Origin of the sequence: Pseudomonas allokribbensis, assembly GCF_014863605.1 — a bacterium.
GTDB lineage: Bacteria > Pseudomonadota > Gammaproteobacteria > Pseudomonadales > Pseudomonadaceae > Aquipseudomonas > Aquipseudomonas allokribbensis.
This window is the reverse complement of the sequence record NZ_CP062252.1, coordinates 4,994,378-5,013,776: the sequence shown is the minus strand read 5'-3', so window position 1 is coordinate 5,013,776 and position 19,399 is coordinate 4,994,378. Positions and strand designations below refer to the sequence as shown.

Annotated in this window: 11 protein-coding genes; 8 read left to right on the top strand and 3 right to left on the bottom strand. The window is 59.1% G+C overall.

The features are described 5' to 3' along the window. Positions 1 to 57: 57 nt before the first annotated feature. Positions 58 to 1,155, top strand: a complete 1,098-nt coding sequence (locus IF199_RS22920; RefSeq protein ID WP_192558782.1) for an HNH endonuclease — start codon at positions 58 to 60, stop codon at positions 1,153 to 1,155. 165 nt (positions 1,156 to 1,320) lie between these two features. Here the strand turns inward: IF199_RS22920 and IF199_RS22915 are convergent, their stop codons facing one another. Both IF199_RS22915 and IF199_RS22910 read right to left on the bottom strand, forming a co-directional pair. Beyond that, the gene (locus IF199_RS22915; RefSeq protein WP_096818122.1) at positions 1,321 to 2,568 is read right to left on the bottom strand and encodes a ribonucleotide-diphosphate reductase subunit beta; all 1,248 of its coding nucleotides are present in this window, start codon (positions 2,566 to 2,568) and stop codon (positions 1,321 to 1,323) included. A gap of 561 nt (positions 2,569 to 3,129) precedes the next feature. Next, positions 3,130 to 3,390 carry a DUF2790 domain-containing protein gene (locus IF199_RS22910; RefSeq protein ID WP_102621035.1) on the bottom strand — a complete coding sequence of 87 codons (261 nt, stop codon included), beginning with the start codon at positions 3,388 to 3,390 and terminating at the stop codon, positions 3,130 to 3,132. Between the two features lie 463 nt (positions 3,391 to 3,853). Between IF199_RS22910 and acs the strand changes: the two genes are divergently transcribed. The 7 genes from acs (at position 3,854) to argR (ending at position 11,613) form a co-directional block, all read left to right on the top strand. Next, entirely contained in the window at positions 3,854 to 5,809 is a 1,956-nt protein-coding gene (gene acs, locus IF199_RS22905) for an acetate--CoA ligase (RefSeq protein WP_102621034.1), read from the top strand. A 560-nt stretch (positions 5,810 to 6,369) separates the two neighbouring features. Then, positions 6,370 to 7,143 carry an ABC transporter substrate-binding protein gene (locus IF199_RS22900; RefSeq protein ID WP_192558781.1) on the top strand — a complete coding sequence of 258 codons (774 nt, stop codon included), beginning with the start codon at positions 6,370 to 6,372 and terminating at the stop codon, positions 7,141 to 7,143. A gap of 91 nt (positions 7,144 to 7,234) precedes the next feature. Further along, on the top strand, positions 7,235 to 7,924 hold the full coding sequence (locus IF199_RS22895) for an ABC transporter permease (protein ID WP_096818114.1): 690 nt from the start codon (positions 7,235 to 7,237) through the stop codon (positions 7,922 to 7,924). Beyond that, positions 7,921 to 8,619 (top strand): ABC transporter permease, encoded by a 699-nt coding sequence (locus IF199_RS22890; protein ID WP_102621033.1) that lies wholly within the window; start codon positions 7,921 to 7,923, stop codon positions 8,617 to 8,619. The genes IF199_RS22895 and IF199_RS22890 overlap by 4 nt, the downstream gene beginning before the upstream one ends. A gap of 1 nt (position 8,620) precedes the next feature. Next, entirely contained in the window at positions 8,621 to 9,733 is a 1,113-nt protein-coding gene (locus tag IF199_RS22885) for a succinylglutamate desuccinylase/aspartoacylase family protein (RefSeq protein WP_192558780.1), read from the top strand. 23 nt (positions 9,734 to 9,756) lie between these two features. Further along, the gene (locus IF199_RS22880) at positions 9,757 to 10,521 is read left to right on the top strand and encodes an ABC transporter ATP-binding protein (protein ID WP_016983952.1); all 765 of its coding nucleotides are present in this window, start codon (positions 9,757 to 9,759) and stop codon (positions 10,519 to 10,521) included. 111 nt (positions 10,522 to 10,632) lie between these two features. Then, complete coding sequence (gene argR / locus IF199_RS22875) at positions 10,633 to 11,613, top strand: transcriptional regulator ArgR (RefSeq protein WP_192558779.1); 981 nt, start codon at positions 10,633 to 10,635, stop codon at positions 11,611 to 11,613. Positions 11,614 to 11,661: 48 nt separating this feature from the next. Here the strand turns inward: argR and IF199_RS22870 are convergent, their stop codons facing one another. Continuing rightward, positions 11,662 to 19,368: a dermonecrotic toxin domain-containing protein gene (locus IF199_RS22870; RefSeq protein ID WP_192558778.1), complete on the bottom strand. Its 7,707-nt coding sequence runs from the start codon at positions 19,366 to 19,368 to the stop codon at positions 11,662 to 11,664. Between the last annotated feature and the right edge of the window lie 31 nt (positions 19,369 to 19,399).

The window sequence follows — 19,399 nt, the reverse complement described above, 5'->3', positions numbered from 1 at the left end:
GTACTTTGGTGAGTATAGGAATTTTCCTACAGCTAAAGTCGATAAAGGGCAGCATCCGTGGTGATCAAAGCGGTTTCGAAGGAACGAATAAGCAAAGCGATGCTGGAATTTGATCATAAATTTCGAAGCAGGCGTGAATGGCAGGGTTGGGAAGTTAACCAAGCCCACCGTTATGCCGTTCAGGCAGGCGGTGAACTCTATCCTGCGAAGAAAATCATCTCATTAGCGACCGGTCTCGCTGTAGGTGATTTTTCTGGGGGGCATCCGACCAACAGTTACCTGGAAAAACGAGGCTTTACAGTTGTGGAGTTACCGCGTGGGGAAGGTGACCTTCTATTGCAGTTCACACGTAACGCGGTTTACGACCGAAGAACCGAGATCAACGGACCGTTTGGTGGAAGCCGACAAAGCGGAATTGCAGCGTCTGCCATCTACCCCGTGATTTTTTTGTTCACGGGCGATAGCGGAGAGCAATACGGTTACACCGACGGATGGGACGATGGCGCATATCTTTACACCGGTGAAGGACAGCGTGGGCCTATGACACTGACTCGAGGGAACCTAGCCATTGCTCGGCATGCCGAGGATGGTCGAGCTCTGCACATGTTTAGGTCACTCGGTAAAGGAAAAGGCTACATCTACGAGGGCGAGTTTTCTTGCGCCGACATGTTTGAGCGTACCCAATTGGATGTGAAAGGCGAGACTCGGACAGCAATTGTTTTTCGGCTAGTTCCTGTTGGTTTTCCGAGTGGACTGATTGAGTCTGAAGCAGAGAATGAGGAAGATACAGACTTCCCGGACTCTCTAGCCGCTGCGCGTTTGGTTGCATTGGCAGCATGCAAGCCTGGGAGCGATGATTTAAAACAATCCGCTCCCCGTAAGATTTATCAGCGCAGCCGGAAGGTTGCGCACTATGTGCTGATGCGTGCCAAAGGTGCATGCGAAAGCTGTGAGCGGCCGGCTCCTTTCACGAAAAAGGACGGCACGCCTTACTTGGAGCCGCATCACGTAAACCGAGTCTCCGATGGCGGGTTGGACCACCCACGGTATGTGGCAGCAGTGTGTCCAAGTTGTCACCGGGAGATTCATTCTGGGCTGCACGGTGTGGTGGTGAATGAAAGGCTGAAGCAGCGTTTAGAAGTAATTGAAGGTTGATTTAACTGGCAACCAAGACAGTAGTGCCATTGCCGATAACAAGCAGTAGCTAACTCATTGGGAAGAGAATTCACCGCCAAAAAAAGCCCCGATAAAATCGGGGCTTTTTGCTTTCTCAATTCGACGACTCAAGCAGCAATCGTCAAATCGTGGCGAGCGAGACGATTAGTCCCAGCTCAGAGCACCACCAGTTTGGTATTCGATCACACGAGTCTCAAAGAAATTCTTCTCTTTCTTCAAGTCCATAATCTCGCTCATCCAAGGGAACGGGTTAGTCGTCCCTGGGTACTCTTCCTTCAAACCGATCTGCGACAGGCGACGGTTAGCGATGAACTTCAGGTAGTCCTCCATCATCGCTGCGTTCATGCCCAGTACGCCGCGAGGCATGGTGTCGCGGGCGTATTCGATTTCCAGCTGGGTGCCCTGCAGAATCATCTGCGAAGCTTCTTCCTTCATTTCGGCGTCCCACAGGTGTGGGTTTTCGATTTTGATCTGGTTGATCACGTCGATGCCGAAGTTCAGGTGCATGGATTCGTCGCGCAGGATGTACTGGAACTGCTCGGCGACGCCGGTCATTTTGTTGCGGCGGCCCATGGAGAGGATCTGGGTGAAGCCGCAGTAGAAGAAGATGCCTTCCAGAACGCAGTAGTAGGCGATCAGGTTGCGCAGCAGTTCTTTGTCGGTTTCGACGGTGCCGGTGTTGAATTCCGGGTCGGAGATGGCGCGGGTGTATTTCAGGCCCCAGGCGGCTTTTTTCGCGACCGACGGGATCTCGTGGTACATGTTGAAGATCTCGCCTTCATCCATGCCCAGCGATTCGATGCAGTACTGGTAAGCGTGGGTGTGGATCGCCTCTTCGAACGCCTGGCGCAGGATGTACTGGCGGCATTCCGGGTTGGTGATCAGGCGGTACACGGCCAGGGCCAGGTTGTTGGCAACCAGGGAGTCGGCGGTGGAGAAGAAGCCGAGGTTGCGCATCACGATGCGGCGCTCGTCGTCGGTCAGGCCTTCCGGGTTTTTCCAGAGGGCGATGTCGGCGGTCATGTTGACTTCTTGCGGCATCCAGTGGTTTGCGCAGCCGTCCAGGTATTTCTGCCAGGCCCAGTCGTACTTGAATGGCACGAGTTGGTTGAGGTCGGCGCGGCAGTTGATCATGCGCTTTTCGTCAACGGCGACACGGGCGGCGGAGCCTTCGAGTTCGGCGAGGCCTTCGGCGACGTCGAGGGAATCCAGTGCAGCCTTGGCGCGGGCCACGGCGGCCGAGTCAGCGGCGGTCACGGCGCGGGCTTCAAGAGCAGCGGCACCGCCGGCGCTGTCGAGGCGGTCCATGTTGGCTTCGGTAGCGTGGCCGGCGTTGGCGCCTTTTACGGCTACTTCACTGTCTTCTTTGTCGAATTCGTCCCAGCTCAGCATGACGTGTCGTCTCCTGCGTGAGGGCCAGATGCCCGTGTGAAAACTGATGGTTGGTTTTTCACACGACCGTACTGGCCGCGTTGGATCTTAAGGAATCGTTTTTTGCAGCAGCTAAGGCAGGCAATAAAACAGAATTTTGTACGGGTTTCCGAGAGCCTCTGACGGGCGCAGGTCAGCGTTGTCGCTGCTGCGGGGCTTCAGAATGGCTTTGATCCCTGTAAGGGAATATTGCTGACCCGATTGGGCGGCATTATAGGGAAAAAAACACCGGCGTGGGGGAGGGCGAAACAGCGCAGGGCGGTCGAGCGAGAGGGGGATTTCGATCGGAGCGAGGGTTTACAGGGCTTTCGCCGGGATTGGCCCGGGAGAATTTTTTTTCATTAATTTTTCTGCGTGTGATTGATTGCTCAAAAAACGAGCAAAAAACCGCGTTTTTCACTATATCTTGTGTTTTGCAACCCTTTTAAGTCCCTTCAAACACAACTGAGCCCGACCGAAGCCGGGCTGGAATCGACCCTCGATGTTGCGCTGAGTGATCCGATTCGGTGCAGTCTCAAACCATCAATTGGTGCAGCCGTTACCCATCACGCTGTAACGCAGGATGTGGCGCTGGCCGGTGGAGTCGTCGTACTCCATTTTCATCGGAACCACTTCGCAGACATTTGGAACTTCGCTCATCGATACAACGTTGGCGATGTCCAGGTGAGTGGAGTAAGTGTATTCCTCGATGGCCGGTTGTTGCTGTGCGACATCAGTCGGGACCTCGTCTGCCATGGCGGTTGCGCACAGACTGCTGAGGGCCAGAACCAATAAAGCTTTCATTTGAAATTTACCTTCTTGAGGTCGAGTGGGGTCACGCAACCTTTTTAGGGTTGCGTGTGGAACTTCATCGTTTTGGTTTGTTACTTAAGAGCTGGATTAACGGCCTTCGTGGGGGCTGTAACGTTGTTAATCGCTTTGCCTTGTCGGCGAGGTGAATTCTAGGGAGGCGGGGAGGGGGTAAACAGACTCGGTTTTGATAAACACCTTTGGCAGATTTGGTAACAATCGGCGGATATCGTGATGTCGGTGATGCGACTTTCCTGAGCTATCGACTCGCCCGAATCGCTTGCAGGCCAGATCCCACAAGGGTTGCAGGGTGTTTCGCAAAGGTATTGGCCGCGCGCCTCCGGGGTGTCTGGATGTTTTGTAGGGGCTTGTTACTACCATCGTCGAATGGTTCTATACGGGCGCCCCGGCTACAACAGGGTCATACAAAAACAACTATTACACCGAGGTAGGAAAGATGAGTGCGGCTTCCCTGTATCCCGTTCGTCCCGAGGTTCTGGCCAATACGCTGACCGACGAGGCGACCTACAAAGCCATGTACCAACAGTCGGTCGTCAACCCTGACGGCTTCTGGCGCGAACAAGCCAAGCGCCTCGACTGGATCAAGCCTTTCACCACGGTGAAACAGACTTCGTTCGACGACCACCATGTCGACATCAAGTGGTTTGCCGACGGCACCCTGAACGTTTCCTACAACTGCCTCGACCGTCATCTGGCCGAGCGCGGCGATCAGGTCGCCATCATCTGGGAAGGCGACGATCCTTCCGAAAGCCGCAACATCACCTACCGCGAACTGCACGAACAAGTCTGCAAGTTCGCCAACGCCCTGCGTGGCCAGGACGTTCACCGCGGCGACGTGGTGACCATCTATATGCCGATGATCCCCGAAGCCGTGGTCGCCATGCTGGCCTGCACCCGGATCGGCGCGATTCACTCGGTGGTGTTCGGTGGTTTCTCGCCGGAAGCCCTGGCCGGTCGCATCATCGACTGCCGCTCGAAAGTGGTGATCACCGCTGACGAAGGCATCCGTGCCGGCAAGAAAATTTCCCTCAAGGCCAACGTCGACGACGCGCTGACCAACCCGGAAACCAGCAGCATCCAGAAAGTCATCGTGTGCAAGCGCACCGGCGGCGACATCAAGTGGAACCAGCATCGCGACATCTGGTACGAAGACCTGATGAAAGTGGCGGGCACCGTCTGCGCGCCGAAAGAGATGGGCGCCGAAGAAGCGCTGTTCATCCTTTATACCTCCGGCTCCACCGGCAAGCCGAAGGGCGTGCAGCACACCACGGGCGGCTACCTGTTGTACGCGGCCATGACTCACGAGCGCGTGTTCGACTACCGCCCGGGCGAAATCTACTGGTGCACCGCTGACGTTGGTTGGGTCACCGGTCACTCCTACATTGTGTACGGCCCGCTGGCCAACGGCGCGACCACGCTGCTGTTCGAAGGCGTGCCGAACTACCCGGACATCACCCGGGTGGCGAAGATCGTCGACAAGCACAAGGTCAACATCCTCTACACCGCGCCGACCGCGATCCGCGCGATGATGGCTTCCGGCACCGCCGCTGTTGAAGGCGCGGACGGCAGCAGCCTGCGCCTGCTCGGTTCGGTGGGCGAGCCGATTAACCCGGAAGCCTGGGACTGGTACTACAAGAACGTCGGCAAGTCCCGTTGCCCGATCGTCGACACCTGGTGGCAGACCGAAACCGGCGGCAACATGATGAGCCCGCTGCCGGGGGCTCATACCCTGAAGCCGGGTTCGGCGGCGCGTCCGTTCTTCGGTGTGGTGCCGGCGCTGGTGGACAACCTCGGCAACATCATCGAGGGCGAGGCCGAAGGCAATCTGGTGATTCTTGATTCGTGGCCAGGTCAGGCGCGCACCCTGTACGGCGACCACGACCGTTTCGTCGACACCTACTTCAAGACCTTCCGCGGCATGTATTTCACTGGTGACGGTGCGCGTCGCGATGCCGATGGTTATTACTGGATCACCGGTCGTGTGGACGACGTGCTCAACGTGTCCGGCCACCGCATGGGTACCGCCGAGATCGAAAGTGCGATGGTCGCTCACCCGAAAGTCGCCGAAGCGGCGGTGGTCGGTGTGCCGCACGACATCAAGGGGCAGGGCATTTATGTCTACGTCACCTTGAAGAATGGCGAAGAACCGAGCGAGCAACTGCGCCTGGAACTGAAGAACTGGGTGCGCAAGGAGATCGGCCCGATCGCTTCGCCAGACGTGATCCAGTGGGCGCCGGGGCTACCAAAGACCCGTTCGGGCAAGATCATGCGCCGCATCCTGCGCAAGATCGCCACGGCCGAATACGACGGGTTGGGCGACATCTCCACCCTGGCCGATCCAGGCGTGGTGCAGCATCTGATCGATACGCACAAGACCATGAACGTCGCGTAAGCGGCGGGTCTGAAGGCTGAAAAGCCCCGTCCGGCATCGCGCCGGGCGGGGCTTTTTGTTTTCCAATAATTATCGGTTTCATCTGTCAGGCACTTCCCACTGTTACCCGTCAGCCTTCAAGTAACTGAATGTGTAACCGCCTGCTCCGCAACGGGGCGATGGGAAACGCCACGCCCTGTTTCAGGGCCTCAAAACACCCTGTGAAAAATAAGACATCACCCCGCGCTTGCCGGATTAGAAGGGTTTGCGAATAATAGGCCCGCAATTTGCAGCATAGATCGGTTCACTGTCTTTCGCTCTTGCATGAAATTGCGGAGCTGTCAATGTGCTCAAGCGGGTTTCTCGGTGCATCTGTAATTAGTTGTCGCATTGAAGAAATATCGGCTTCGGGCCTGTCGTTAGAATGCCGATCACTCGCTCGTCGTGGCTCGTGTTGAAATCGCTGACGGTTTCAATGGGAAATTTCCCACAGATGCAGCACCGCTTTCCCGATTCACCCATTCGCATATTGGGCTGTCGCTCACTCTGCCGTTTTTGCCCTTTACCGATGGAGTCCCAAGATGAAGAAACTTGTGCTGCTTGGCGCCCTGGCACTGTCCGTGCTGTCCCTGCCGACATTCGCCGATGAAAAGCCTCTGAAGATCGGTATCGAAGCGGCTTACCCTCCATTTGCTTCCAAAGCGCCGGACGGCAGCATCGTCGGTTTCGACTACGACATCGGCAACGCACTGTGCGAAGAAATGAAGGTCAAGTGCCAGTGGGTCGAGCAAGAATTCGACGGTCTGATCCCGGCACTGAAAGTGCGCAAGATCGACGCGATCCTGTCGTCCATGTCGATCACTGACGACCGCAAGAAGTCCGTGGACTTCACCAACAAGTACTACAACACCCCGGCTCGCCTGGTCATGAAAGAAGGCACCGCTGTCAGCGAAGGCCTGACCGAGCTGAAGGGCAAGAACATCGGCGTACAACGTGGTTCGATCCACGAGCGTTTCGCCCGCGAAGTCCTGGCCCCGCTGGGTGCCGAAATCAAGCCATACGGCTCGCAGAACGAAATCTACCTCGACGTGGCCGCCGGTCGCCTCGACGGTACCGTGGCTGACGCTACGCTGTTGAATGACGGCTTCCTGAAAACCGACGCCGGCAAAGGCTTCGCGTTCGTCGGCCCGGCCTTCACCGACGTCAAATACTTCGGCGACGGCGTAGGTATCGCGGTGCGCAAGGGCGACGCCCTGAAAGACAAGATCAATTCTGCCATCGCGGCCATCCGCGAAAACGGCAAGTACAAGCAAATCCAGGACAAGTACTTCGACTTCGACATTTACGGCAAGTAAAGACGTCGCTCGACCCGTCCGAAATGGCGCAAGCAACAGGATCTCTGCGGTTTGCGCCATTTTTTCATCCCAACTTTCGAGGACCTGAATCATGTTGAAAGGCTACGGGGCTGTCATCCTCGATGGCGCTTGGCTGACGCTTCAGCTCGCCTTGTCGTCCATGGCCCTGGCCATCGTTCTCGGGCTGATCGGTGTCGCATTGCGCCTGTCGCCAGTGCGCTGGCTGGCCTGGCTGGGCGATCTGTATTCCACGGTGATCCGCGGGATTCCCGATCTGGTGCTGATCCTGTTGATCTTCTACGGCGGCCAGGACTTGCTCAACCGCGTCGCACCGATGCTCGGCTATGACGACTACATCGACCTGAACCCGTTGGCCGCCGGTATCGGCACCCTCGGTTTCATCTTCGGTGCGTACCTGTCGGAAACCTTCCGTGGCGCGTTCATGGCGATCCCCAAAGGTCAGGCCGAAGCGGGCATGGCGTACGGCATGAGCAGTGTCCAGGTGTTCTTCCGGGTGCTGGTGCCGCAGATGATCCGTCTGGCGATTCCGGGCTTCACCAACAACTGGCTGGTGTTGACCAAGGCCACCGCGCTGATTTCCGTGGTCGGTCTGCAAGACATGATGTTCAAGGCCAAGCAGGCGGCCGACGCCACCCGCGAGCCTTTCACCTTCTTCCTCGCAGTGGCGGCGATGTACCTGGTGATCACCAGTGTCTCGTTGCTGGCGCTGCGTCACCTTGAGAAGCGCTACTCGGTAGGCGTAAGGGCGGCTGATCTATGATCTTCGACTACAACGTCATTTGGGAGGCCCTGCCGCTGTACCTCGGCGGTCTGGTCACCACCCTCAAGTTGCTCGCGCTGTCGCTGTTCTTCGGTCTGCTCGCGGCACTGCCGCTGGGGCTGATGCGCGTCTCGAAGAATGCCGTCGTCAACATGACGGCGTGGCTCTTCACTTACGTGATTCGCGGCACACCGATGCTGGTTCAGCTGTTCCTGATCTACTACGGTCTGGCTCAGTTCGAAACGGTGCGTGAAAGCTTCCTCTGGCCGTGGCTGTCCAGCGCAACGTTCTGTGCGTGCCTGGCGTTCGCGATCAACACCAGCGCCTACACCGCCGAAATCATCGCCGGCAGCCTGAAGGCCACGCCGAATGGCGAGATCGAAGCGGCCAAGGCCATGGGCATGTCGCGCTTCAAGATGTACCAGCGCATCCTGTTGCCATCGGCCCTGCGCCGGGCACTGCCGCAGTACAGCAACGAAGTGATCATGATGCTGCAGACCACCAGTCTGGCGTCCATTGTGACCCTGATCGACATCACCGGCGCGGCCCGTACCGTCAACGCGCAGTTCTACCTGCCGTTCGAGGCGTACATCACCGCCGGCGTGTTCTACCTGTGCCTGACCTTCATTCTGGTGCGCCTGTTCAAGCTGGCCGAGCGTCGCTGGCTGAGCTACCTGGCCCCGAGGAAGCACTGATATGGAACGCATCGACCACGTTCTGCCGTGGAGCCACCTGGGCAGCGAGCGCCGGATTTCGGTGTTTCGCTTCGGTAGCGGTGAGCGCAAGGCCTACATCCAGGCCAGCCTCCACGCCGACGAATTGCCCGGCATGCGTACCGCCTGGGAACTGAAAAAACGCCTCGGCGAACTCGAAGCCAAGGGCCTGCTCAACGGCGTCATCGAACTGGTGCCCGTGGCCAACCCGCTGGGTCTTGGCCAGTTGCTGCAAGGCAACCACCAGGGGCGTTTCGAGGCCGGCAGCGGCAAGAATTTCAACCGTGATTTCGTCGAGCTCAGCGCGCCGGTGGCCGCTAAGCTGGAAGGACAACTCGGTGATGATCCGCACGCCAATATCCGTCTGATCCGTCAGGCGATGGCCGATCACCTGGCCGCATTGCCCGAGGCCAGCAGCCAGTTGCAAGGCATGCAGCGCATCCTGCTGCAACATGCCGCCACCGCCGATGTGGTGCTGGACTTGCATTGCGACTGCGAAGCCGCACTGCACATGTATGCCTTGCCGCAACACTGGCCGCAGTGGCGTTCGCTCGCTGCGCACCTGGACGTGAAGGTCGGCCTGCTGGCGGAAGATTCCGGTGGCAGCTCGTTCGACGAAGCCTGTTCGCTGCCGTGGCTGCGTCTGTCGCGCCTGTTCCCGGACGCGCAGATTCCACTGGCGTGCCTGGCGACCACCGTTGAACTCGGCGGTCAGGCTGACACCACACCTGCACAGGCTGAGGCCTGGGCAGAAGGCATTCTGGCGTTCCTCGCCGAGCAAGGCCTGATCCGTGGCGAGTGGCCAAGCGCCGAGCGCGAACCATGCGAAGGCATGCCGTTCGAAGGCACGGAACTGCTCCTGCCGCCGCATCCTGGCGTGGTGAGTTTTCTGCGCAAGCCCGGCGAGTGGGTTGAAGCCGGTGACAAGATTTTTGAAGTGATCGATCCGCTGTCGGATCGGGTCAGCACGGTGTGTGCTGGTACGTCCGGGGTGCTGTTTGCCATTGAGCGGCTGCGTTACGCCCAACCCGGTTTCTGGCTGGCCAAAGTGGCGGGGCGCGATGCGCTGCGCGACGGCCCTTTGCTCAACGACTGACTGTTTTTGTGAGAACCGACCGCATGTACAAACTTGAAGTCCAAGACCTGCATAAACGCTATGGCAGTCACGAAGTGCTCAAGGGCGTTTCCCTGAAAGCGGCCGCCGGCGATGTGATCAGCATCATCGGCTCCAGTGGCTCCGGCAAAAGTACTTTCCTGCGCTGCATCAACTTGCTCGAGCAGCCGCACGCGGGCAAGATCCTGCTCAACAATGAAGAGTTGAAGCTGGTGGCGAACAAGGACGGCGCGCTGAAAGCCGCTGATCCGAAACAGCTGCAACGCATGCGTTCGCGCCTGTCGATGGTGTTCCAGCACTTCAACCTGTGGTCGCACATGACCGCGCTGGAAAACATCATGGAAGCGCCCGTTCACGTGCTGGGCGTGTCCAAGGCCGAAGCTCGCGAAAAAGCCGAGTACTACCTGAACAAGGTGGGCGTGGCTCATCGTAAAGACGCGTTCCCGGGGCACATGTCCGGTGGTGAGCAGCAGCGTGTGGCAATTGCCCGTGCGCTGGCGATGGAACCGGAAGTGATGCTGTTCGACGAACCGACTTCGGCCCTCGACCCGGAACTGGTCGGCGACGTGCTGAAAGTCATGCAGGCCCTCGCTCAGGAAGGCCGCACCATGGTGGTGGTGACTCACGAAATGGGCTTCGCCCGTGAAGTGTCGAACCAGTTGGTGTTCCTGCATAAAGGCGTCGTGGAAGAAAGCGGCAACCCGCGTGAAGTGCTGGTCAATCCGCAGTCGGAACGTTTGCAACAATTCCTCTCGGGCAGCCTCAAGTAATCGCTCCCGTTATGCACCAAATTAGGTCATGCTGCGCAGCGCGCCAGATGGTCTAATTTGGTTGCAGCCGATTTCGGTTTTTCCCTCTGTTTACGTTTCGGATCGCCCGCCATGACTGCCCATCGAATTGGTTTCCTGATTTGGCCCAGCACTAAAGCTCTGACTTTGGCGCTGGCAGAGGAGGCCTTGCGTGTTGCCCAGCGTGTGCATCCGGACGTGGTTTACGAGTTGTCGTTCCTGCAGGCCGAGCCACCGCTTGAAGGCGAATGGCAACTGCCCGGCGAACCTTGGGCCGGCAAGCTCGAAAACTTCCAGAAACTGTTCCTGCTCGCTGACGAGCCACCGATGACTTTGGCGCCGGCACTCAGCAGCGCGCTGAAACAATTGGTGCGCGCCGGTTGTGTGATCGGCGGTCTGTCGGCCGGTGTGTATCCGCTGGCGCAGCTCGGTCTGCTCGACGGTTACCGCGCGGCAGTGCACTGGCGCTGGCAGGACGACTTCGCCGAACGCTTCCCGAAGGTCATCGCCACCAGCCATCTGTTCGATTGGGATCGCGATCGCCTGACGGCGTGCGGCGGCATGTCGGTACTCGATTTGTTGCTGGCGGTGCTGGCCCGTGATCACGGTGCTGAACTGGCCGGTGCGGTCTCCGAAGAACTGGTGGTCGAGCGCATCCGCGAAGGTGGCGAGCGTCAGCGCATTCCATTGCAGAACCGTCTCGGCTCCAGCCATCCGAAGCTCACCCAGGCGGTGTTGCTGATGGAAGCCAACATCGAAGAACCGCTGACCACCGACGAAATCGCCCAGCACGTGTGCGTGTCCCGTCGCCAGCTGGAGCGGATCTTCAAGCAATACCTCAACCGCGTGCCGAGCCAGTACTACCTGGAACTGCGCCTGAACAAGGCCCGGCAGATGTTGATGCAGACCAGCAAGTCGATCATCCAGATCGGCCTGTCGTGCGGGTTCTCCTCGGGGCCACATTTCTCCAGCGCCTATCGCAACTTCTTCGGCGCCACGCCGCGGGAAGACCGCAACCAGCGGCGCAGCAGCAGTCCGTTCGAACTGTCGTCGGTGCCGCCAGAGCGCGGTTGATCCGCTGCCAACGACGCCATGGCTTTGGCTGCCATGGCGCCATATCGGTCAGTCTTCGATTTCCAGATCAGGCCTCATTTCCGGCGGTCTCGGCGTACCGTCGATGCCGGCAACGTTCAGGCTGTTACCCGTTTCCTGATAGTAGGCTCGAACCCGGGCCAGACTTTGGGGTGACAGTGGGTTGTTGCGCAAGTCGTAGCGGTCACCGACTGTCGCGGGCACATCCATTATTTCTTCCGGTATGTCAGTGATCGCATTGTCGGACAGGTCAAGCTCGTTCCAGTGCAGGTTTTCCAGCGTCCCTTTTGGTATCTCGGTGATCCCGGTATCGCTCAAATCCAGATCGGTCAGGGAGTGCAGGTTGCTGACGTCCGGCGTCAGCCCCAGCGGGTTGTCGCGCAGATTGAGCACTTCGAGGTTGTCCATCCCCGCCAGTGCCGCGACTGACTCGGGCGTCAGGCTGATCTCGCAGTCCGGCAGGCTCAGCGCCGTCAATCGGTTCATGGTGAAAATATCCTTGGGAATATCGCCCAGAATGAATTCGCGAATGGCCAGGCTGTCGAGGCCGGGAAAGGCTTCGAGGAAGCGACCGAGCCGTGATGAGTGGCCGGCACCTACCAGGAACAGGTCCGGCACGTCAGAGAATGGGGCGCCCAGTGTCGGCAGTTCGCCGATGAAACTCACGGTGTGGCTGAACCCGTAACTGTCCAGACTTGAATCCTCTATCGGGATCTTGCGCCAGCAGGTCAGCAGCGCTTCGGCGAACTGTGAGCGCAGTTGCTCCTGTCGCAATCGTGCGGTTTCCGACAGTGGCTGGCCGTTGAGCGGGTTTGCAGGAATGTCGCCGCTCCAGTGGGCGAGGCTGCGGGTGAGATTGCTTAGCGCCGTTTCCCGACGTGCCACTTCCTGGCGACCGTCGGCCAACGTTCCGCTCAGGCGATAGATGAAAGTGCTGGCCTGATCATTGTCCAGTGCGGGGTACAGCGTTTGCACCCGCGCTCGATCCGCTTCTTCGGCAAGCACGCCGAGATCACCGCCGGTGTGCCTGAAGTAGTCTTTGACCCGTTCACGAGTCGCAGGGCTCAGGGGGTTATTGCCGAAGTCGTAGCCATTGCCGATTTCCGCCGGCAAGTTGAAAACTTCGTCTGGAATCTCACTGATGCGATTGTTGTTGAGGATGACGATTTCCAGCTCCGGATGATCGATCATCCCGATGGGTACCTCGGCAATCGCGGTACTGGCCAGATCGAGAAAATCCAGCGCCGGCAGGGAACGGATGTCTGGCGCCAACCCCAGCGGATTGTTGTAGAGATCGAGTTTCTTCAAGCGTGTCAGCGAAGCGAGAGTGGCGCGACCTTCGGTATTCAGCACCACCGCGCAATTGCTCAGTACCAGACTTTCCAGGGCAGGCATGCGCCGGAATGAATCCGGCATTTGCTGCAAGCCGAGGTCGCGCAGTTCCAGGGTTTTCAGCCCTGTGAAAACGCCGAAGAATCCATCGCCGGCGCGCAGCTGGGCATTACCGGTGATCGACAGGGTTGCGACGTGGCTGAAGTCTGCGCTCAGCGTTGGCAGCTCACCGATGAAGGGGAGGTTGAGAACCAGCCTGTCCGATCGCGCCTCGGGTTGGGCTGTTGAGCGGGCGCGCCAGAATGCTTGCAGATCCCGGCGACACTGATTGCGTCCGGAGCGCTCAACAACTTTTTCCTCATCAGTGAACTGGGCACCGGTTGAAGGATGTTGTGCGGGAATGTCCCCGACCCAACGGTTGAGCGTCGCATCCAGCTGCTGCCATTCCGTTTCCCATTGAGCGATTTGAAGGCGACCTTGATCAAGTGTTCCCGGCAACAGGTAGAGCATTCGACTCGCTTGCTCTGCGTCCAGCGCGGGAAACAGCGCAAGCACGCGGTCGATATCCGCCTGGGGCATCGACACCCCGAAGTCTTGCCGGTTGCGCTGGTAGCTGCTCTTGATTCGTTCGCGTGTGGCGGGTGACAACGGGTTTTCACCCAGAATGAACTGGTTGGGCGAAAGCACGGGAAGGTCGAACAGACTGTCGGGCAGTTCGCTGATCCGGTTGTGATCGAAGTTGGCCATGATCAGTGTCGGGTGTTCGACCAGGCCTTCCGGCACGTGGGTGATTCCGGTGTCGATCAGGCGCACATGGATCAGCGCTGGCAACTCCTTCAACTCCGGTGTGGCGCCCAACGGGTTATGGCTCAGGTTGAGGAACTGCAATCGGGCCATCGAAGACAGGCGAGCCTGGGTGGGTGGCGTCAGGGTCAGCTCGCAGTACTCCAGTACCAGACGTGCCAGCGAGGGCATTCGCTCGCACGCCTGGGGCAAGTGCTCAAGTTTGAATTCGTGCAGTTCCAGGTGACGAAGGCCGGTAAAGGATGAAAGGAAGGCATCGACGCCGCTCAGAGTCGGGTTACCGTCGAGTGTCAGCTCGGCGATGTGGCTGAAGTCCGCTGACAGCACGGGAAGCTCGCCGATGAAAGGCAGTTCCGCGATCAGTACATTGCCTCGTTCGGTGGGCTTTTCGGCAAACCGGAAGCGCCACAGTTCTTCGATTCGCTGAGCGAACAGTTTCCTGTTGGCTTGCATCATGAATAACTGCCGGGGATTGAGTAACCGCCCCGTACTCGGGTGAACGCTCGGCCCTGCTGCTGCCCACCGCGCAAGGTCGGCGTTCAGTTGACGGATTTCTGCCTGCCAGTGCCGCAGCTGGCTACGGCCATGTTCGAGTGAACCCGGTAAGTTGTAGAACACATCGCTGGCGTCCTGCGCGTCGAGATCTGGAAACAGCTGCTGGGTGGTTTCGATATCGGCCGCGTCGGCGAGGACGGCGAAATCCTGGCCGGTTTCACGGCAGTACTGTTTGATCCTTTCTCGAGTGGCGAGGGTCAGCGGGTTGTTCGACAGGTCGTAGCCGTCACCGGCCTGGGCCGATAACTCAAACAGTGCCTCGGGCAGTTCGGTGATCTGGTTTTCGCTGAGGATCGCGGTCTTGAGGGTTGGGTGATCGATCAGACCGGGCGGGATTTCCAGCAGGCCCGTACGCGACAGGTCAAGGTAAGTGAGTGTGGTCAGGGTTTGCAGGTCGGGCACCAGATCCAGCGGATTTCCCGGCAGTTCCAGTGATTCGAGACTGGGCATCGCGGCCAGCGCCGTCAGTGATTCGGCGGTGAAACTCACGCCGCAGCTGTCCAGTACCAACACCTCCAGCATCGGCAGCCCGGTGAGGGTTTGGGTCAATTGATCGAGCTCACCATTGCGCAGAAACAACCGCTTGAGCCGGGGAAAACTTTTGAGGAAGGGCGCATTGCCGCGCAGGCCTTTGTTGCCGTTGAGGGTCAGCGCAGTGATGTGGTTGAAGTCAGCGCTCATTTGCGGCAGGTCGCCGATGAACGTAGCTTCGGCCGTGAAGACATCGGCCCTGGCGTGAGGATGGATTTTCGAGCGGTGACGCCACAGGCGCAGCAGCTTGACGGCGAAGGTTTCGCGCGCATCCTGTTCGGTAAACCGTTCGTTGGCCTCCAGCATCGCGCCGCTGTTCGGGTCGCGGTCGGGAGTGTCCCTGGCCCAGCGAGTCAGCTCGGTACTCAGCGTTGCCAACTCGGTTTCCCACGCCGTCAGTTGCAAACGGCCCTGAATCAGTGAGCCGGGCAAGCGATAAATCAGGCCGCTGGCCTGGCCTTCATCGATATCCGGAAACAGTGCTCTGGTGCGGACGATATCGGCCTGTTCGGCACGAACGCCGAAATTGACGCCTGTGCGGGTGAAATAGGTTTTCACCCGCTCGCGCGCAGCAGCGGAAAGCGGGTTACCGGAGAAATCGTATCCGGCCCCGGCGGTGGGGGAGAACTCGAACAGCGCTGCGGGCAGCGTGGTGATCTGGTTGTCGGTCAGCCAGGCGCTCCTGATCTGCGGGTGATCGATCAAGCCGACGGGCACTTCGGCAATCCCGGTGCGCGACAGGTTGAGGTAGGTCAGCGAAGGCATGAAGGTTACGTCGAAGTTCGTTCCCAGCGGGTTGTCCTTCAGGTCCAGCTCCACCAGTTCGTTGAGTGATGTCAGTAGCGCCTGATTTTCCGGGGTCAGGATGATTCCACATTTACGCAGTCGCAGTTGTCGCAGGGTGGGCAGGGTCGTGATGGCTTGCGGCAAGTTGTGCAGGTCGAAGTTCTGCAGGTCGAGACGGGACAAACGAGGGAATCGGCCTATGAAAGTCTCGATGCCTGCGGATGTTCCGCTGCCGCTCAATTCCAGGCTGATGACATGGCTGAAGTCCGCCGTCAGCACCGGCAGGTCGCCCAGCAGAGGTTCGGTGAAGCGCATGCGATAGCCAAAGCGTTCCTGGGTTTCCCGGCGCCAGCAACTGAGCAGTGTGCGGGCGAACACTTGTCGGTCACGCCCTGCGGCTGCCCGCCGGGCGAGGGACAGTTCCTGGCCGGTCGCGGGATCGATCCGCACTTCCCGGAGGCGCCATTGATCAAGATCGTTTTCCAGGCGCGCGTATTCGAGGCGCAGGCGCGATAGCTCGGCAATCGGATTCTCCAGATGGCTTTGCAGGTGCAGCACCATCGCCTGCAGGCCTTCTTGCGTGATGCCGGGAAAAACATCGCGCACCCGGGTTTCCAGGGTAGGCGGTGAATCGTCGGATGACAGATTGCGTGAGTAACCTTCAGCGCCCAGCAGGCGCAGGGGGTCGACGTCGGCTGCGGGAGCGGTTTCGACTGCCAGTGTGAGTCGCAGGCTGGCGCGTGGCAGGGGATTATCGCGTATGAGCTGCCGGAGTTTCTGCCCTTCGCCGATTTGCAGGTTCATTGCCCGGCGCTGTGTATCGGGCAAGGCTTGCAGCACGCTGGTGTAGAAATCCGTCGGGCCGTGCAGTTCCAGTCCGGCCTGGTCGAACGGCTGCCAGGTGCCGTCGGCCCGGCGCACCAGTACTTTCTCGATGGCCGCACCCACGGGGCCGGTGGTGTCGAGCCTGTTCCCTGCAAACGACTGGTCGCGGACTTCGAGACTCACCGCGTCTGACCAACCCGGCAGCAGCGACAGGCTGTGCAGTGCCAGGGTTTCGGAATCCGGGTTGTGCACCGAATCGATTTCCAGTCCTTCATAGGCGCGGGTGATCCGCAATTCGTGCAGGGCGTTTTCAGAGAGTCGCTGCTGACGCTCTGCAAACGCGCCTTCGCCCAGTTGCAGCAGCTCGGTGCCGGTAGCGGTGAGAACGAGTTCTTCGGTGATCCTGACGGGCAGTTGAGGTACGTGCCGTGCCACTTGTTTCACCAGCGGGGCATCGTGATGCTGGAGTGACTGATAGCGTTGTTCGAACAGGGCAGGGCGCTGCTGTTCGGCGATCTGCGCGAGCCGGATCCTGAGTTGACGACTGCGTACCTCGAGGGCGATTTTCTGCCCGAACTCTTCATTGAGCAGGGCGTGGACTTCGGCTTCGCCGAGGGTTTGCAGCAAAGTCTTGAGCAGGTCGCTGTCGATAAGCCGGTCAGCGTGAATGTCTGTCAACGGGAGCTGCGCATTGTCGGAGGACTGCCAGAACGTTTCGCCCAAGGCATTGATCAGGCGCAGCCGTTTGGTGTCCGGCCACAGGCCCTGCTCGTTGAGCAATTGAAGCTGGATCAACGGATCGGCCTTGCGATAAATCGCTGGATCGTCGCTGGTCAGTTGCTCGATGAACGTCTGCAGATCCTGATCGATCCTGAAGCGCTCGATGGTGTCGGCCAGCAACGGTGGCACGCGCTCCTGATTCACGTGCATCTTGCGCAAACCGTCTTCGGTGTAGCCGCTGACTTGAAGCATTCGCTCGCGCCGGGCCGGGGCGAACGGTTCCATGCGCGGGCCGATACGTCGCAGCACGGTGGCGCCGTCCCACTGCAGCGGATTTTCCAGTTCGGTATGAAACGCACCTTCGCCGTTATGTCGCACGACTGGTTCATAGGCATCGGTGCGCACAGGGTGTTCGATGCGCCACTTGCCGGGTAGCTCGTGATCATTGACGACGAAGTGCGCCTGCTCCATCGGTAGCAGTTTTTTACCCTGAAGCCTGTGCAAGCCTTGCGCGTCAGGCGTGGAGTCAGCGGCTGGCACGGTGTCACGGGTGTAGCTTTGCAGTTCAGGCTTCCAGTACAGGGTTCTGCCGTTGCGCAGTTTCACCGGCTGGAAGCGATCCATGAACGCCACCACCTCGGCCGGCAACACCTTGGGCAGCTCGGTCATGGCGATGCCGGTGCCAATGCCGAAAGCGCCGAGCTGGATCAGCGATTCGAGTGCTGCAAAGAAATGTTCGCTGGCTTCGGTCGTCTGACCTTCAGCCCAATCAATGACAGATTCGAAGACCTCATCGAGCAGTTGGTAAGCGATGTACGCCATCATCATTTCGCCCAGAAACGGCACGAACGGCAAAACGACGAATGCGGCGATTTCCAGGATCGACGCCGCGACACTGACAAACGAATCCCAGCGCCTCCAGCGTGCATTGCGATCGACCATTGCGGTTGGAACTGCAATCACCGTCGCATCGTTGAGGATCTTGTTCAGCTTGCCCTGATAAAGATGTTCCCAAAGTTCGCCGACGATGGGTGTGACTGCCAATTGCAGATCAGGCTTTTCAATTGGCTTATCACGCCAGGACGGCGATTGACTACCGGCCTGGGGCGGGTGCCACTTCACTTCGCTCAGGCGTTGCTTGAGCTGACCGAAAAATTGTCCACGCTGCTCGTGAGCGACAAAGCGGCTGAAGAATCGCTGATAGTCGGTCCCGCGCAATTGCCGGATCAGTTCTTTTGCGAGGTCTGCGGTGGAGCGGTACTCCTTGATCGGATGCTCCGGGTCATCCGGTAAGTAAGCCACCACACTGACTGCGGTTTTCGCGCGTTCGAGGTCTGGCGCAAATATCACGATCCCGGTCAGGGCGACCGACATCATCGTCAAGTCGTGGCACCGCATTGGCTGGCCGTTCATCAATACGGTGGTTGCGCCATCCAGCAGGCTTTCAATCGACAGCAGATTCGCTTCACTGATATCGCCCTTCATCCGGGCCATCTTCAGTGCGACACGCAGTGCAGTTTTTTGCGTCGCGTTGACTTTGTGTCTCAGCACAGCAGCCGCCACCGGATTGGAAATCGCGAGGTTTTCCTCGAGATAGTTCTTGTAGCGGGCGCCGATATCCAGCTCCCGGCAAAGACGGGTAAAGGCCGGGATGCCGGGTTTCTCATTGAGCGGCGCCAGCGTATCGAATTGCTCTGTCGCCGACGGGCGGGTGATGAACGAGGAGCCGCTGGCATACGCACCGGCTTCTGTTTCGCCAGCTTCGAAGTTATGCAGCGCCGCCTCCAGCAGAGACACCGTCCACGTCCGGGTGCCGGTGGTCATGCCAGCCGCTGTGACGGGGATATACAACTGCAAAAAGGTTTCCCTGACATTCACGTCCAGGTCGAAGCGCGACTTCAGCGCCTCGGTCAGCAGAGGCTCGGCGAAGGTACTGGCGTTTTGCACGCGGTCGAGCATTTGATCGACAGCATTTTGTGCCGTCATGTGCGTGGCAATTGCGCTTCTGAGGGCGTCATGCTGCGGTCGCGGAGCTGACTTGAGCGCGTCGGTGAGGGGGCGGCGGCTGTTCTTCAATGCGGAGCGTCGGGCGGGTGAGGCCTTACCCAGCCATTCGGGGATCGCTTTGGCCAGCGGTTCATAGTGAGAAGCGGGGTTGAGCGATTGCCCGGTGGTGGAAGACATCGTTGGCGTCCTTGAGCGTCGATAAGGAGCT